Consider the following 14,957-nt stretch of genomic DNA (forward strand, 5'->3'; position numbering starts at 1 on the left):
GGCGTACGGTTACCGGGATAGCGAATTCTTTTTCATGAAGATCAAGAGCGTCTTTCCCGGTAATCCGTGAAGAACCATAAAAAAGCCGCGCAAATGCGCGGCTTTTTTGTGTCTGGTGTTCAGGCTCCCCCAAGCTTTTCTCTTCAACAAGCAGCTTACACGCCTACAAAGTGTCCACGTGGGCTTACCAACGCAGTAGCGTCATTCCCAGACATACAATGGAATTTGACAAGCCAGCCTTGAACTTTAGGATGACTCAACCTATAAATACTATAGAAACCCAATGAGCCTCCTACTGCCTTTTCCACTGCCAAAAAAGAAAGCTCTCGAAATAATACGTGGGCTTTCGGAGGTATCGGAACGCATCTTTTACTCTCCGCATGCCAAGGCAAGGATGATTGAGCGAGGGGTGAGCATGCCGGATGTGATGGACCGCCTGGGCAAGGGGCAGATCACCGAAGGGCCGTTCCAGCAACAGGGGGGTGATTGGAGGTTTACTATTTCCTGGTTTAGAGCTGGGTCACCTCTCCAGGTCGTCGGCGCAATCGATGTTAATGACGACGGGACATTTCTCGTCATAGTGACCACGATACAAAAGAAGGGATGAATTTATGTACCACTACGTAGAGAGCGGCCTGCCAAATGTATGGCTTAGCAACGGCTTCGTGGTGAAAGAGACCGCGTATGGCGAGTCCGTCGCCATCACCGATGTGAAAGGCTTACATGACGTCATCGGCAAGGCCATCGCCGAGAAGACTGCTGTGTTGACAGGGGCTGAGTTCCGATTCCTCAGGAAAGAACTTGGGCTGTCTCAAGAAAGCCTCGCTGAGATCGTTGGTTTGACGAGCCAGGCTGTAGCGATCTGGGAAAAAACCGACAAAATCCCAATGGTGAACGACCGCTACTTGAGGGGCCTTTATCTCGAAGCCAAAACTGGCGAAGCGGATTTGATGGCAGCTATCAACACCATCAACAAATTGGACCACGACCTCTACAAACTGAATCTGGAGTTTGAAGGCGGATGGCATAACCAAGGCAATGCATACGCTTGAATATGAATGGTGCGAAAAAGCCCGGCGAAAATGCCGGGCTTTTTGATGTGCGAATGGCACAGCTTTTTCGTACCCGCAATTAGCCCCTACTTGGGCAACGCATACGCAATCACATAATCCCCACGATCCGTCGACTGACGCGCACCACCCACCGTCAGCAGGATGTACTGCTTGCCGGTTTTCGGCGAAACGTACGTCATCGGCCCCGACTGACTGCCCACAGGCAAACGCGCCTTCCAGATCTCATTGCCGTTGCCGGTATCGAACGCACGCAGGTAGAAATCCTGTGTCCCGGCGAAGAACAACAGCCCCGACTGGGTCGCCAGCGAAGCGCCCAGCGTCGGCATGCCAATCGGGATTGGCAAATGCATGCGGATCCCCAGCGGGCCAGTGTCTTGCACGGTGCCGACCGGGACTTGCCACATCAGTTTGTGGGTCTTGAGGTCGATGGCGGACATCGTGCCAAACGGTGGTTTCTGACACGGAATGCCGGCCGCCGAGAGGAAGCGTTCGCGCATCGCACCGAACGGCGTACCTTCCTGCGGCACCACACCCATTTCAATACCACTGGCCCCGGCGGCGATCTTGTTGCGCGGGATCATGTAGTTGGCAAGGCCGAGGCGCATGTCGTTGACGAACATGTAGTGGGTGTTCGGGTCCACCGAAACGCTGCCCCAGTTCATGCCACCCAGCGAGCCCGGGAACTGCAACGCGCGATCAAGCCCTGGCGGGGTGTAGACGCCTTCGTGGCGCATGCCTTTGAACTGGATGCGGCACATCAGTTGATCGAACGGCGTGGCGCCCCACATGTCGGACTCGGTCAACGTCTTGTTACCGATTGACGGCATGTCCACCGAGAACGGCTGGGTCGGTGAATAGCGTTCGCCGGGGACATTGCCTTGCGGCACCGGACGCTCTTCGACGCGGGCGATCGGTACACCGGTTTCGCGATTGAGCAGGAAGATCTCGCCCTGCTTGGTCACTTGCGCCAAGGCTGGCTGCACGCCGCCCTTGTCGTCCGGCACGTCGTACAGCAGCGGCTGGGCTGGCAGGTCGAAGTCCCAGAGGTCGTGGTGAGTGGTCTGGAAGTGCCAGCGCACCTGACCGGTCTTCACGTCGATAGCGACGATGGACGAGTTCCATTTGTCATCGAATGCCGTGCGCTGGCCGCCGAAGAAGTCCGGGGTGGCGTTGCCGGTTGGCAAATACACCAGACCGAGCCTGGCGTCGTAGGACATGGCCGACCAGACGTTCGGCGTACCACGGGTATAGGTCTCCCCGGCAGGCGGGCGTTTGGTGGTGTTCGGATTTCCCGGATCCCACGCCCACACCAGTTCGCCACTGCGCACGTCATAGGCGCGGACCACACCTGGCGGTTCGCCGGTGGAGTAGTTATCAGCCACGCGGCCGCCGACAATCACTACGTTACCGGCGACCAACGGGGTCGAGGTTTGCTGGTAATAGCCCGGTTTCACTTCGCCCATGTCCGTTGTCAGGTCGACCGTGCCGAGGTTGCCAAATTCCTCGCAAGGCATGCCGGTGTCGGCATTGATGGCGATCAAACGCGCATCGCCGGTCGGCAGAAACAGACGTTTCGTACAGGCTGTTGGCTGGTTATCCGACGACGGCGGCGTTTCGGAATACCCCAGGCCTCGGCAGCGCTGCCAGTTCGGCGCGGTGCCTTGCGGGTCGAATTTCCAGCGCTGAGCGCCGGTGTCGGCGTCCAGGGCGAAGACTTTGCCGTAGGCGGTGCAGGTGAAGACCGTGTCACCGATTTGCAGCGGGGTGTTCTGGTCTTCAGCACCGGCGCCGGTGCTTTGCGGGACGTCGCCGGTATGGAAGGTCCACGCGACTTGCAGCTTGTCGATGTTGCCTTTGTTGATCTGGTCCAGCGCGGCAAAGCGATTGCCGGCGGTGGTGTTGCCCCAATGCGCCCAGTCTTTCTGTTCAGTGCCCGGCGTCACCGGCGTTACCGCCGGCTCGATGGAAGCCTTGACCACATGCGTAGGCACAAACATGTAGGCCATCGTTGCGACGACACCAACGCCCAGGATACCGGCCAGGCCATAGGCACCGCGGCCCGCCGTCGCGCCTGAAGCGCGCACCAGCATCGGATACATCAACGCAACGACCAGACCGATCACGGCGAATGTCAGCACTCGTGAGACGAGCGGCCAGTAGTCGAAACCGGCATCCCACACCGCCCACATCGCGGTCAGGATCAACGCCAGGCCATAAAGCCACGCGCCTTGGGGCTTGCATCGGGCAATCATCAGCCCGGACACCAGCATCGCCAAGCCCATCAGCAAGAAGTAAGCGCTGCCACCCAGCGCGATCAGATAACCGCCGCCTGCTGCGAGGCCAAGCCCGATCAAGGCAATCAGCACACCCAGACCGCGCAACAGCCATTTGCCGCCGCCGGCAGCCCCAGAATTATTCATGTCGGAAATTTTCCCCATTTGTGACAAGCGCAGAATGATGTACTACCTAGTTACTTATGGCAATTTGTCGCAGTCATAAATGTTCTGAACGGTACAAAGACTCGTTCGAATATCGCCCACAAGCGTCGTGTCGAACGAGCCTGTAACATGCTCAATCATTGTTCCACGCCACTGGAGACGCCCCTTGCCTGATACACGCCCACCCGTTCTTGACGAGATAGATCGCCAGTTGATCGCCGCCCTGCAGATCAACGCCCGCGAGAGCGTGGCCATGCTGGCCCGGCAATTGGGCATTGCGCGCACGACCGTCACCTCACGATTGGCGCGCCTGGAAAAGACCCGGGTCATCACCGGTTATGGCGTGCGACTCGGTCAGCGCGTGGTGGATGGCGGATTACAGGCGTACGTCGGGATTACCGTGCAACCGCGCTCGGGCAAGGAAGTGCTGCGTCGGCTCAGTGCGATGGCTCAGGTTCAGCAGTTGTGTGCGGTGAGTGGCGAATTTGATTATGTGGCGTGGCTGCGGACTGACTCGCCAGAGCAACTGGATCAGTTGCTGGATCAGATCGGCAGTGTCGATGGGGTGGAGAAGACGACGACGTCGATTATTTTGAGTAGCAAGATTGATCGGGGGCAGCCGGTTTAGCGTTCGGGTTTGGGCTGTTTGGCGACTGAACGCGCCTCTTCGCGAGCAGGCTCGCTCCCACAGGGATCGGATTTTGTCAGATAGCAGGTATATATCGTCATATTGATTGGTTTATTGGCAAAACGACGACACATTGCGTCTTATTAACGTGTTCTACGCTCACTAGAATGGCTGCCATCTTTTCCTATACTCAGACGCGCATCCTGCGTCGGGTCGCCAGCAAGGTCAGCCATGAACAAGAACAATCGCCATCCTGCAGACGGTAAGAAACCAGTCACCATTTTCGGCCCGGACTTTCCTTTCGCCTTCGACGACTGGATCGAACACCCGGCTGGCCTGGGCAGCATTCCTGCGCACAACCACGGTGCCGAAGTAGCGATTGTCGGCGCGGGCATCGCCGGTTTGGTGGCGGCCTACGAGTTGATGAAGATGGGCCTCAAACCCGTCGTCTACGAAGCCTCGAAGATGGGCGGTCGCCTGCGCTCCCAGGCGTTCAACGGGACCGATGGAATCGTCGCCGAATTGGGCGGGATGCGCTTCCCGGTATCGTCTACCGCGTTTTATCACTACGTCGACAAACTCGGCCTGCAGACCAAGCCTTTTCCGAACCCGCTGACGCCCGCATCGGGCAGCACGGTGATCGACATCGAAGGCAAAACCCATTACGCACAGAAACTGGCGGATCTTCCAGCACTGTTCCAGGAAGTGGCTGACGCCTGGGCGGATGCACTGGAAGCCGGTTCACAGTTCGCCGATATCCAGCAAGCGATCCGTGACCGTGACGTGCCGCGCCTCAAAGAATTGTGGAATACCCTGGTTCCGCTCTGGGACGACCGCACTTTCTACGACTTCGTCGCGACCTCAAAAGCCTTCGCCAAACTCTCGTTCCATCACCGCGAAGTGTTCGGCCAGGTCGGCTTCGGCACCGGCGGCTGGGACTCTGACTTCCCGAACTCGATGCTGGAAATTTTCCGGGTGGTGATGACCAACTGCGATGATCACCAGCACCTGGTCGTCGGCGGCGTCGAACAAGTCCCGCAAGGCATCTGGCGGCATGTGCCGGAACGCTGCGTGCACTGGCCCGAAGGCACCAGTCTCAAGTCTTTGCACCGAGGCGCGCCACGCTCCGGGGTCAAAAAAATCGCCCACGCCGCTGACGGTCGTTTTGCGGTCACCGACAACAATGGCGACACCCGCGAATACGCCGCTGTACTCACCACGTGCCAGAGCTGGCTGCTGACCACTCAGATCGAATGCGACGAAACCCTGTTCTCGCAAAAGATGTGGATGGCCCTCGACCGCACCCGCTATATGCAGTCGTCGAAGACGTTCGTGATGGTCGACCGCCCGTTCTGGAAGGACAAGGATCCGGAAACCGGCCGCGACCTGATGAGCATGACCCTCACCGACCGCCTGACCCGTGGCACTTATCTGTTCGATAACGGTGACGACAAGCCCGGCGTGATTTGCCTGTCGTACTCGTGGATGAGCGACGCGCTGAAAATGCTCCCGCACCCGGTGGAAAAACGCGTGAAACTGGCGTTGGACGCGTTGAAAAAGATCTACCCGAAAGTCGACATCGCCGCGCGCATCATCGGCGATCCGATCACCGTGTCGTGGGAAGCCGACCCGCATTTCCTCGGTGCTTTCAAAGGCGCCCTGCCCGGCCACTACCGCTACAACCAGCGCATGTACGCGCACTTCATGCAGGACGACATGCCGGCCGAGCAGCGCGGGATTTTCATCGCCGGTGACGACGTTTCGTGGACCCCGGCCTGGGTTGAAGGCGCGGTGCAGACCTCGCTCAACGCGGTGTGGGGCATCATGAAACACTTCGGCGGTGAAACTCACGCCGAGAACCCGGGTCCAGGAGATGTGTTCAACGAGATCGGTCCGATCGCCCTGCCCGAGTAAGAGGAATCCGAAATGCGCGTAGCCCTTTACCAATGTCCACCGCAGCCCCTGGACGTCGCCGGCAATCTGCAACGCCTACAGCAATTGGCCCAGGAAGCGAATGGCGCCGACCTGTTGGTGGTGCCGGAGATGTTCCTGACCGGCTACAACATCGGCGTCGATGCGGTCAGCGTCCTCGCCGAGGTGCACAACGGCGAGTCGGCGCAGCAGATTGCGCGCATTGCCAAGACCGCCGGGATTGCCATTTTGTATGGCTACCCGGAGCGCACCGAGGACGGGCAGATCTACAACGCCGTGCAGTTGATCGACGCCCACGGCGAGCGGTTGTGCAACTACCGCAAGACGCACTTGTTCGGCGACCTCGATCACTCGATGTTCAGCGCCGGGCAGGATGATTTTCCGCTGGTGGAACTCAACGGCTGGAAACTTGGCTTCCTGATTTGCTACGACATGGAGTTCCCGGAAAATGCCCGGCGCCTGGCCCTGGCCGGTGCCGAGCTGATCCTGGTGCCAACGGCGAACATGATTCCCTTCGACTTCGTCGCCGACGTCACCGTCCGCGCCCGTGCATTCGAAAACCAGTGCTACGTGGCCTACGCCAATTACTGCGGCCATGAAGGCGAGATCCACTACTGCGGCCAGAGCAGCATTGCCGCACCGGATGGCAGTCGCATCGCTCAGGCCGGCCTGGATGAAGCGCTGATTGTCGGCGAACTGGATCGTCAATTGATGGCCGACTCACGGGCCGCCAATCGCTACTTGATCGATCGTCGTCCCGAGCTTTACGGCGACCTTAACAAGCGCTAATCCCCTGTAATCCGCTAGCATTAGCGCTTCTCTGTACTGGAAGTGCTCATGCCTGCGCTGAATCACCCTCGCCCCCACACTGAAACCCTGGCCAATGGCTTGCGGGTGACGTTGCGTCATGCCCCGAATTTGAAGCGCTGCGCGGCGGTACTGCGTGTTGCGGCGGGCAGTCACGATGTGCCACTGGCGCGGCCCGGTCTGGCGCATTTTCTGGAGCATTTGCTGTTTCTGGGGACGGAGCGATTTCCGACCGGGCAAGGGCTGATGGCCTACGTTCAGGGTCATGGCGGTCAGGTCAACGCGCGGACCAGTGAGCGCACCACCGACTTCTTTTTCGAGCTGCCACCTCAGGCGTTTGCCGGTGGGCTGGAGCATCTGTCAGACATGCTCGCTCATCCGCGTATGAATCCGGACGATCAGTTGCGGGAACGGGAAGTGCTGCACGCGGAATTCGTCGCCTGGTCGCAGGATGCGCTGGCGCAACAGCAATTGGCGTTGTTCGATGGGTTTTCTTCGACGCATCCCTTGCGCGGGTTTCATGCCGGCAACCGCGACAGCCTGCCAGTGCAGCAGCCCGAGTTTCAGCAAGCGTTGAGGGATTTCCATCAGCGGTTTTATCAGACCGGGCAGATGACCCTGAGCCTGGCCGGGCCGCAGACTCTCGATGAGTTACGAGAGATGGCTCAGCGTTTTGGCACCGGGATTCCCGTCGGGCAACGAGTCCCGCAACACGCACCTGAAGCGCTGGTGAACTCGTCGGAAAAAACTTATCAACAGGCTGGCGAGCGCCGGCTCGATCTTCTGTTCGCGTTCGAAGCGTTACCAGAGTCATCGCCTGAGGCTCTGGCGTTTCTGTGCCATTGGCTGAACGCCGTGAAACCTGGCGGACTGGTGGCGACACTGCGAGAACGGGGCCTGGCGGACAGCCTGAAAGCTGCGCCGCTGTATCAATTCGCCGGGCAAGCCTTGCTGCACGTCCAGTTCATCACTTCTCAATCGAAAAGCCTGATTGGCCAAACGCTTCTCGACTGGCTGGGCTTTTTTGCCTCCCATCAAGACTGGGCCGGCTTGCGCGAAGAATACGCCGCCCTGGTGCAACGCCAGCAGCAGGTCAGCGGTGCCTTGCAAATGGCTCAGTGGGACGCCGAGCAACTGGAAACAGGGTTATCCGAACAGGGCGTTGTAGCGCTGAAAGACATCCTGAACAAAATCGGTGCTGTGGATAACTTCAGCAGCGAATGGCAACTGCCGACGCCTAATCCGTTTATACGCAGCGAAGCGCCCGCGGCCAATGCCGGGCTGATTCGCGGGCAGACCAGCAAACACCGTGGCCTGCGCACGTTTGCCCAGGACCGCTCACGCAGTCGGCGCGAAAACTCCCCGATGCAATTTAGTTCGGTGCTGCCAGATAACACCGATGAAGGGGTGATTTATCTGCGCTGGAAACTCGACTTCACACCTCTCGCCAGTCTTCAGTCGACATTGGAGAACCAGTTGAAGCCCTTGCGCGAAGATGCGCGTCAGGCGGGTGTCGACTTTTCCTTCAGCGCTTCAGGCAATGAATGGCTGTTGAAGATGACGGGGCTACAGGCACCGATGCCAACTGTCCTCGAACACGCCTTGAAAGAGCTGACAACACACGGATGCTCACAGGATGAACCGCCAAGCGCCCCATTGATGCCGATCAAGCAACTGCTGAAGGCGCTGCCTGGTCTTTGTCTTGAACCCTCTGCTGACTCAGGCGACTTGCAGCAACTTTGGTCGAGCGCGCGCTGGGAAGGCTTGGCCGTTGGCCTGTCGTCACAGACACAAGCGGCGATGGGTTTGGCGCTGAGCCGCGTGCCCGGCGTGGCGGATCAACCCTCTTCGCCGCCCTCGATCAACGCGCAGCGCCTGTGGACAACTGTCGACACCGACTCCAGCGAACACGCGCTATTGCTGTTCTGTCCGACCGCCACGCAAGACATCGCCGACGAAGCCGCCTGGCGACTGCTCGCCCAACTGTGCCAGACGCCGTTCTATCAGCGCCTGCGGGTCGAGCTGCAACTGGGCTATGCCGTGTTCAGCGCACTGCGCCAGATCCATGGGCAGGCCGGGATTCTGTTCGGCGTGCAGTCCCCGAGCGTTGCACCGGCAGGTTTGCTGGAACATACCGAACAGTTTCTAAGCGACTTGCCAGGAATGATCGAAGGCTTGGACGAGGCGACATTCACCGCCCACCGTCAGTCTTTGGCGGAGCAATTCGACCTGAACGCCCTTCCCGTCCCTCAGGCAGCCGAACTGCTCTGGCAGGGCAAACTGGCTGGCCACTCGTCGGATTATCTGGAGCGTCTGCCTGAAACAATTCTGTTGATCGACCGCGATGCACTATTGGACGCTGCCAAGCGATTGAATCAAGCACTCGGCGGCTGGCGCTGCCTGGCCAGCGGCCCAAGCCCGAGCGCGGTTTGGCAAGTGACAAAATGATCATTACAGGCGCTGCAATTAGCTTTCTCAAAGTTTCACGGGCAACCGCGCTGTAATTTTGAGTAACATAGCAACCTAACTATCTGAACATCTCCGGCTGGAGGTGGACTATATGTATAGACCTCAACTGTCCCATCACCTGAAGGAGCGCTCCCATGTCCTGGTCCAAACCCGCTTACACCGACCTGCGTATCGGCTTTGAAGTCACCATGTACTTCGCAAGCCGCTAATCTTTTTGTATCGCAGTGCCAACGCCTCGGCTCGCCGAGGCGTTTTTATTTTCAGTTTTCGAATGATGGAGCGGCCATGTTTGTCCAGATTCTAGGTTCCGCCGCTGGCGGCGGTTTCCCCCAGTGGAACTGCAACTGCGTGAACTGCGCCGGTTTTCGCGATGGCAGCCTGAACGCCAAGGCGCGGACCCAGTCGTCCATCGCCATTTCCGATGATGGCGTGAACTGGGTGCTGTGCAACGCTTCGCCAGACATTCGCGCCCAACTCCAGAGTTTCGCCCCGATGCAACCGGGTCGGGCCCTGCGCGACACCGGCATCAGCGCGATCATCCTGATGGACAGTCAGATCGATCACACCACCGGCCTGCTCAGCCTGCGCGAAGGGTGTCCGCATCAGGTCTGGTGCACTGACATGGTCCATGAAGATTTGAGCACCGGTTTTCCGCTGTTCACCATGCTGACCCACTGGAACGGCGGGCTGGACTGGAACCGGATCGAGCTCGATCGCAGTTTCACCATTGCGGCCTGCCCGAACCTGCGTTTCACCCCGCTGCCGCTGCGCAGCGCAGCCCCGCCCTATTCGCCACACCGCTTCGATCCGCACCCCGGCGATAACATCGGCCTGATCGTTGAAGACCTGAGCACTGGCGGCAAGCTGTTCTACGCACCGGGCCTGGGCAAGGTCGACGCGCCGCTGCTGGAGATCATGGCTGGCAGCGATTGCCTGCTGGTGGACGGCACGATGTGGGACGACGACGAAATGCAGCGCCGTGGTGTCGGCACCCGCACCGGTCGGGAAATGGGCCATCTGGCGCAGAACGGTCCCGGCGGCATGCTGGAAGTGCTGGAGCAATTGCCCGAGCAACGCAAGGTGCTTATCCACATCAACAACACCAATCCGATTCTGGATGAGGATTCGCCGGAACGTGCCGAGCTGGTTCGGCGGGGTGTTGAAGTGGCGTATGACGGCATGAGTATTGTGTTGTAGCTGACAGCCAATTCGCGAGCAGGCTCGCTCCCACAAGGGGACCGCATTCCAATGTGGGAGCGAGCCTGCTCGCGAAGGCGTCAGACCAGACACCAAAGAATCCACCGGTTGTTCCCCGGAGAACCGCAATGACTGACACCCCAATGTCCCCCGCCGAATTCGAGGCCGCCCTGCGTGCCAAAGGCGCCTATTACCACATCCATCACCCCTACCACGTGGCGATGTATGACGGTCGGGCGACGCGCGAGCAGATCCAGGGCTGGGTCGCCAACCGCTTCTACTATCAAGTGAACATCCCCCTGAAAGACGCCGCGATCCTCGCCAACTGCCCAGACCGCGAAATCCGCCGCGAGTGGATTCAGCGTTTGCTCGACCACGACGGCGCCCCCGGCGAAGACGGCGGCATCGAAGCCTGGCTGCGGCTTGGCCAGGCGGTTGGACTCGACCCGGATCAACTGCGCTCCCAGGAACTGGTCCTGCCCGGCGTGCGGTTCGCCGTCGATGCCTACGTCAACTTCGCCCGCCGGGCCAGTTGGCAGGAAGCCGCCAGCAGTTCGCTGACCGAACTGTTCGCGCCACAGATCCACCAATCGCGCCTCGACAGCTGGCCGCAGCACTACCCGTGGATCGACCCGGCCGGCTACGAGTATTTCCGCACTCGCCTGGGCCAGGCGCGGCGCGATGTGGAACACGGTCTGGCGATCACTTTGCAGCATTACACGACGCGGGAAGGCCAGGAGCGCATGCTGGAAATTCTCCAGTTCAAACTGGACATTCTTTGGAGCATGCTCGATGCCATGAGCATGGCCTACGAACTGAAACGCCCGCCGTATCACAGCGTGACCGAACAACGGGTCTGGCACAAAGGAATCACCTTATGAGTTTCGACCGCAGCAACACCCCAATCTGGCGTACCGGCTACCGTTTCCAGTACGAACCGGCGCAGAAAGGCCATGTGCTGCTGTACCCGGAAGGCATGATCAAACTCAATGAAAGCGCCGCGCTGATTGGCGGCTTGATCGACGGCGAACGCGATGTCGCCTCGATCATTGCCGAACTGGACGCGCAGTTCCCCGGCGTGCCCGAGCTCGGTGAAGACATCGAGCAATTCATGGAGGTCGCCCGTGCTCAGCACTGGATCGAACTTGCCTGATTCTGCGTCAGGCACGTTACCGCCCAAACCGGAAATCGGCCTGCCGCTGTGGTTGCTGGCCGAACTGACCTACCGCTGCCCGCTGCAATGCCCGTACTGCTCCAATCCACTGGACTTCGCCGAGCAAGGCAAAGAGCTGAGCACCGAGCAGTGGATCAAGGTGTTCCGCGAAGCGCGGGAAATGGGCGCGGCGCAGTTGGGCTTTTCCGGTGGTGAGCCGCTGGTGCGCCAGGACCTCGCCGAGTTGATTGCCGAGGCGCGCAAGCTGGGTTTCTACACCAATCTGATCACCTCCGGCATTGGCCTGACCGAGCAGAAAATCAGTGATTTCAAGAAGGCCGGCCTGGACCACATCCAGATCAGCTTTCAGGCCAGCGATGAGCAGGTGAACAACCTGCTGGCCGGCTCGAAAAAAGCCTTCGCACAGAAGCTGGAAATGGCCCGTGCGGTGAAGGCTCACGGCTATCCGATGGTGCTGAATTTCGTGACCCATCGGCACAACATCGACAAGATCGACCGCATCATCGAGCTGTGCATCGCACTGGAAGCAGACTTCGTCGAACTCGCCACTTGCCAGTTTTACGGCTGGGCGCAGCTTAACCGGGTCGGCCTGTTGCCGACCAAGGAACAACTGGTCCGCGCCGAACGCATCACCAATGAATACCGCGCCAAGCTGGAAGCCGAAGGGCATCCGTGCAAGCTGATTTTCGTCACGCCGGACTATTACGAAGAGCGCCCGAAAGCCTGCATGAATGGCTGGGGCAGCATCTTCCTGACGGTCACGCCGGACGGCACCGCCCTGCCCTGCCACGGCGCCCGGCAAATGCCGGTGCAGTTTCCCAACGTGCGCGACCACAGCATGCAGCACATCTGGTACGACTCGTTCGGCTTCAATCGTTTTCGCGGTTACGACTGGATGCCCGAGCCCTGCCGCTCCTGCGACGAGAAAGAAAAGGACTTCGGCGGCTGTCGCTGCCAGGCGTTCATGCTCACGGGCGATGCGAGCAATGCCGACCCGGTGTGCAGCAAATCCGAACATCACGGCGTGATCCTCAAGGCCCGCGAAGAAGCCGAGCACGCGACCCAGACCATCGAACAACTGGCCTTTCGCAATGAACGAAACTCACGCCTCATCGCAAAAAGCTGAGCCCTTCAGCGCGGCTAAAGCCGTCGCTGCCGGTGTCGACTTTGCCGAGTTGCAGGTCGGCCGCAACGGCTTGTTCTGGAACGAGTACCGACCTGAAGACGGCGCCTGCCGGATCTGGCATTGGCGCGATGGCCAGGCACATTGCCTGACACCCGCGGGTTTCAGCGTGCGCAGTCGGGTGTACGAATACGGCGGTGGCGCGTTTTGCCTGACCGATGACGGGATAGTGTTCGTCAACGAGGCGGACCAGCAGCTGTATCGGCAATCGCTCACAGGCGAGCCTTTGTTGCTGACGTCGGGCGAGTGCCGTTTTGGCGATCTGCAATTCGCCCACGGCCAGGTTTTGGCGGTTGAAGAAAACCGCGACCGGCATCGATTGGTGGCGATTGATGTGAAGGACGGCACGCGTCATCTGCTGGCAGAAGGTGCCGACTTCTACGCGGCGCCAACCCTGAGCCCAGACTCGCAACGCCTCGCGTGGATCGAGTGGAGCCGCCCCGATCAGCCCTGGACCGCGACGCGGCTGATGGTTACCGAACGTCTAAACGATGGCGGGTTTGCCTCGCCGCGCTGCGTGGCTGGCGAGGGTATTCAGGAGTCACTGCAACAGCCTCGATTCGATGACAGCGGTCGACTGCTTTGTCTGACGGACCGTGGCGGTTTTTGGCAGCCATGGGTGGAATCTGCAGACGGTTTGCGCCCGTTGCCCTGCGCCGCAGCGGATCACGGGCCGGCGCCTTGGCAACTCGGAGGTTGCACCTGGTTGCCTTTGGGTAAAGATGATTACCTGGCCAGTTGGACCGAAGAGGGTTTTGGCCGACTGGGTCTTTGCGGTGAGACCGTCGAAGATTTCACCGGTGCCTACAGTCGCTTCCGCCATCTGGCGCTGGATGAGCGATTCATTTACTGCATCGCCGCATCGCCAGTCAGTTCGTCAGCGGTGATCGCCATCGACCGCTCCAACCGGCGGGTCCAGGTACTGGCCGGCGGGATTGCACCGTTACCAGCCGCGCAGATCAGCGTCCCGCAAACCCTGCGCTACCCGAGCGGTTCAGGTGAAGCCCACGGTTTCTTCTATCCAGCGATGACCGGGGATGCAAAGCCGCCACTGGTGGTGTTCATTCATGGCGGCCCCACATCGGCGTGCTACCCGATGCTCGATCCGCGTATTCAATACTGGGCACAACGCGGCTTTGCCGTGGCCGATCTCAACTACCGAGGCAGCAGCGGCTATGGCCGGGCCTATCGCCAGGCACTGCATTTGAGCTGGGGCGACGTCGATGTGGAAGACGCCTGCGCAGTGGTCGCCCATCTCGCCGACCGTGGATTGATCGACGGTGAAAAAGCGTTTATTCGTGGCGGCAGTGCCGGCGGTTATACGACCCTGTGTGCGCTGGCATTTCAGAAAGTTTTCCGCGCCGGCGCCAGTTTGTATGGCGTCAGCGATCCCGTGGCATTGGGACGCGCAACGCACAAGTTCGAAGGCGATTATCTGGACTGGCTGATCGGCGATCCTTTGGAGGACGCCGAGCGCTATGCCGCGCGAACGCCGCTGCTGCATGCGGGCAACATCAGCGTGCCGGTGATTTTCTTTCAAGGGGAACTGGACGCTGTGGTCGTGCCGCAACAGACCCGTGACATGGTTAACGCGCTGCAGGACAACGGCATTCTGGTTGAAGCGCATTACTACGCGGATGAACGCCATGGCTTTCGCAAGGCCGGCAATCAGGCCCATGCGCTGGAGCAGGAGTGGTTGTTTTATCGGCGGGTGATGGCGTTGGTGGACTGAAGTCTGAGATCAATCCGGAAATTGTGGCGCCACCTTCGCGAGCAGGCTCGCTCCCACATTGGATCTTAGGCGTACAGAAATCCCTGTGGGAGCGAGCCTGCTCGCGAAAGCGATCTACCTGACGCCGCCAAACTCAACGCTTGGCGATGATGTAAACCGCATGCACGATCCCCGGAATATAACCGCACAACGTCAGCAGAATATTCAGCCAGAACGCGCCGGCGAAACCGACTTGCAGAAACACACCCAATGGCGGCAACAGAATGGCGATGATGATTCGAATAAAGTCCATGGGGCAGCTCCTGATTGGAAGTGGCTCGTGTG

14 protein-coding genes are annotated in these 14,957 nt (G+C 59.7%); 12 read left to right on the forward strand and 2 right to left on the reverse strand.

What is annotated here, in order from left to right:
• The first annotated feature begins 283 nt into the window (after positions 1-283).
• On the forward strand, positions 284-607 hold the full coding sequence (locus AC07N8_RS21300) for a DUF4258 domain-containing protein (RefSeq protein ID WP_493145836.1): 324 nt from the start codon (positions 284-286) through the stop codon (positions 605-607).
• A gap of 4 nt (positions 608-611) precedes the next feature.
• Entirely contained in the window at positions 612-1,052 is a 441-nt protein-coding gene (locus tag AC07N8_RS21305; RefSeq protein ID WP_483843105.1) for a helix-turn-helix domain-containing protein, read from the forward strand.
• 86 nt (positions 1,053-1,138) lie between these two features.
• Here AC07N8_RS21305 and AC07N8_RS21310 read toward each other — a convergent pair whose 3' ends face one another.
• Positions 1,139-3,493 carry a glucose/quinate/shikimate family membrane-bound PQQ-dependent dehydrogenase gene (locus AC07N8_RS21310; protein WP_493145835.1) on the reverse strand — a complete coding sequence of 785 codons (2,355 nt, stop codon included), beginning with the start codon at positions 3,491-3,493 and terminating at the stop codon, positions 1,139-1,141.
• A 184-nt stretch (positions 3,494-3,677) separates the two neighbouring features.
• Between AC07N8_RS21310 and AC07N8_RS21315 the strand changes: the two genes are divergently transcribed.
• The 10 genes from AC07N8_RS21315 (at position 3,678) to AC07N8_RS21360 (ending at position 14,633) form a co-directional block, all read left to right on the forward strand.
• On the forward strand, positions 3,678-4,139 hold the full coding sequence (locus AC07N8_RS21315) for an Lrp/AsnC family transcriptional regulator (RefSeq protein ID WP_027926714.1): 462 nt from the start codon (positions 3,678-3,680) through the stop codon (positions 4,137-4,139).
• Positions 4,140-4,370: 231 nt separating this feature from the next.
• The gene (locus AC07N8_RS21320) at positions 4,371-6,053 is read left to right on the forward strand and encodes a flavin monoamine oxidase family protein (RefSeq protein ID WP_493145834.1); all 1,683 of its coding nucleotides are present in this window, start codon (positions 4,371-4,373) and stop codon (positions 6,051-6,053) included.
• Positions 6,054-6,065: 12 nt separating this feature from the next.
• A complete protein-coding gene (locus AC07N8_RS21325; protein ID WP_493145833.1) occupies positions 6,066-6,860 on the forward strand; it encodes a carbon-nitrogen hydrolase family protein in 795 nt (264 codons plus the stop codon).
• A 48-nt stretch (positions 6,861-6,908) separates the two neighbouring features.
• Positions 6,909-9,326: a pyrroloquinoline quinone biosynthesis protein PqqF gene (gene pqqF, locus AC07N8_RS21330; protein WP_493145832.1), complete on the forward strand. Its 2,418-nt coding sequence runs from the start codon at positions 6,909-6,911 to the stop codon at positions 9,324-9,326.
• 155 nt (positions 9,327-9,481) lie between these two features.
• Positions 9,482-9,556 carry a pyrroloquinoline quinone precursor peptide PqqA gene (gene pqqA / locus AC07N8_RS21335; RefSeq protein WP_009045898.1) on the forward strand — a complete coding sequence of 25 codons (75 nt, stop codon included), beginning with the start codon at positions 9,482-9,484 and terminating at the stop codon, positions 9,554-9,556.
• Positions 9,557-9,632: 76 nt separating this feature from the next.
• A complete protein-coding gene (gene pqqB / locus AC07N8_RS21340; protein WP_483843110.1) occupies positions 9,633-10,544 on the forward strand; it encodes a pyrroloquinoline quinone biosynthesis protein PqqB in 912 nt (303 codons plus the stop codon).
• A 128-nt stretch (positions 10,545-10,672) separates the two neighbouring features.
• Positions 10,673-11,425 (forward strand): pyrroloquinoline-quinone synthase PqqC, encoded by a 753-nt coding sequence (gene pqqC / locus AC07N8_RS21345; RefSeq protein ID WP_483843111.1) that lies wholly within the window; start codon positions 10,673-10,675, stop codon positions 11,423-11,425.
• A complete protein-coding gene (gene pqqD, locus AC07N8_RS21350; protein WP_493145831.1) occupies positions 11,422-11,697 on the forward strand; it encodes a pyrroloquinoline quinone biosynthesis peptide chaperone PqqD in 276 nt (91 codons plus the stop codon). Before pqqC ends, pqqD begins: the two co-directional genes overlap by 4 nt.
• Positions 11,690-12,844, forward strand: a complete 1,155-nt coding sequence (gene pqqE / locus AC07N8_RS21355; RefSeq protein WP_177327636.1) for a pyrroloquinoline quinone biosynthesis protein PqqE — start codon at positions 11,690-11,692, stop codon at positions 12,842-12,844. The genes pqqD and pqqE overlap by 8 nt, the downstream gene beginning before the upstream one ends.
• On the forward strand, positions 12,810-14,633 hold the full coding sequence (locus AC07N8_RS21360; RefSeq protein WP_493145830.1) for a S9 family peptidase: 1,824 nt from the start codon (positions 12,810-12,812) through the stop codon (positions 14,631-14,633). The genes pqqE and AC07N8_RS21360 overlap by 35 nt, the downstream gene beginning before the upstream one ends.
• A gap of 133 nt (positions 14,634-14,766) precedes the next feature.
• Here AC07N8_RS21360 and AC07N8_RS21365 read toward each other — a convergent pair whose 3' ends face one another.
• Positions 14,767-14,925, reverse strand: coding sequence for a YqaE/Pmp3 family membrane protein (locus tag AC07N8_RS21365; protein ID WP_007904205.1), 159 nt, complete (start codon positions 14,923-14,925; stop codon positions 14,767-14,769).
• Positions 14,926-14,957 lie beyond the last annotated feature (32 nt).

The sequence above is a fragment of the Pseudomonas sp. GW821-FHT10C09 genome (assembly GCF_059415465.1).

Coding starts and splice junctions, on each gene's coding strand:
- AC07N8_RS21305 (WP_483843105.1), top strand. CDS start 612: ATGTACCACTACGTAGAGAGCGGCCTGCCAAATGTATGGCTTAGCAAC.
- AC07N8_RS21365 (WP_007904205.1), bottom strand. CDS start 14,925: ATGGACTTTATTCGAATCATCATCGCCATTCTGTTGCCGCCATTGGGT.
- AC07N8_RS21325 (WP_493145833.1), top strand. CDS start 6,066: ATGCGCGTAGCCCTTTACCAATGTCCACCGCAGCCCCTGGACGTCGCC.
- AC07N8_RS21320 (WP_493145834.1), top strand. CDS start 4,371: ATGAACAAGAACAATCGCCATCCTGCAGACGGTAAGAAACCAGTCACC.
- AC07N8_RS21310 (WP_493145835.1), bottom strand. CDS start 3,493: ATGAATAATTCTGGGGCTGCCGGCGGCGGCAAATGGCTGTTGCGCGGT.
- pqqD (WP_493145831.1), top strand. CDS start 11,422: ATGAGTTTCGACCGCAGCAACACCCCAATCTGGCGTACCGGCTACCGT.
- AC07N8_RS21300 (WP_493145836.1), top strand. CDS start 284: ATGAGCCTCCTACTGCCTTTTCCACTGCCAAAAAAGAAAGCTCTCGAA.
- pqqF (WP_493145832.1), top strand. CDS start 6,909: ATGCCTGCGCTGAATCACCCTCGCCCCCACACTGAAACCCTGGCCAAT.
- AC07N8_RS21360 (WP_493145830.1), top strand. CDS start 12,810: ATGAACGAAACTCACGCCTCATCGCAAAAAGCTGAGCCCTTCAGCGCG.
- pqqC (WP_483843111.1), top strand. CDS start 10,673: ATGACTGACACCCCAATGTCCCCCGCCGAATTCGAGGCCGCCCTGCGT.
- pqqB (WP_483843110.1), top strand. CDS start 9,633: ATGTTTGTCCAGATTCTAGGTTCCGCCGCTGGCGGCGGTTTCCCCCAG.